Origin of the sequence: Rhodopseudomonas sp. BR0G17, from assembly GCF_010907025.1 — a bacterium.
In the GTDB taxonomy this organism is placed as follows: domain Bacteria; phylum Pseudomonadota; class Alphaproteobacteria; order Rhizobiales; family Xanthobacteraceae; genus Rhodopseudomonas; species Rhodopseudomonas palustris_H.
Genome location: NZ_QUML01000251.1, coordinates 1 through 384 on the forward strand (window position 1 = coordinate 1; position 384 = coordinate 384).

Below are 384 nucleotides of genomic sequence, written 5' to 3' on the forward strand. Positions count from 1 at the left end.
GCCTTCGACGATCTCGTCCGCAAGCCGTTTCTACCCGGCGACTTGGTTGCCTCCGTCGAACGCCGGATTCGCCATCACGCCAACAAGACCAAGGACAAGTCCGCGCCGCAGGCACCTCTGCCGCAACGCTTCGCCGGTGTCCGGGTCCTGCTGGCCGAGGACAACCGCATCAATCAGATGGTCTCCGAGGAGATGCTGATCGACCTCGGCTGCATCGTCGACATCGCTGAAGACGGCGCACAAGCGCTCGAGGCGGCCGCCCGCGCCGAGTACGACGTGATCCTGATGGACTGCCAGATGCCGGTGATGGACGGCTATGAAGCAACCCGGCGACTGCGCGCGATGATGCAGGAGCGGCGGATCCCGAACCGCCCGATCATCGCC

1 protein-coding gene is annotated in these 384 nt (G+C 65.1%); it reads left to right on the top strand.

The annotated features are described in order from the left end of the window. On the top strand, positions 1–384 hold a 384-nt coding region (locus DY467_RS26090), incomplete at both ends, for a response regulator (RefSeq protein WP_164639945.1).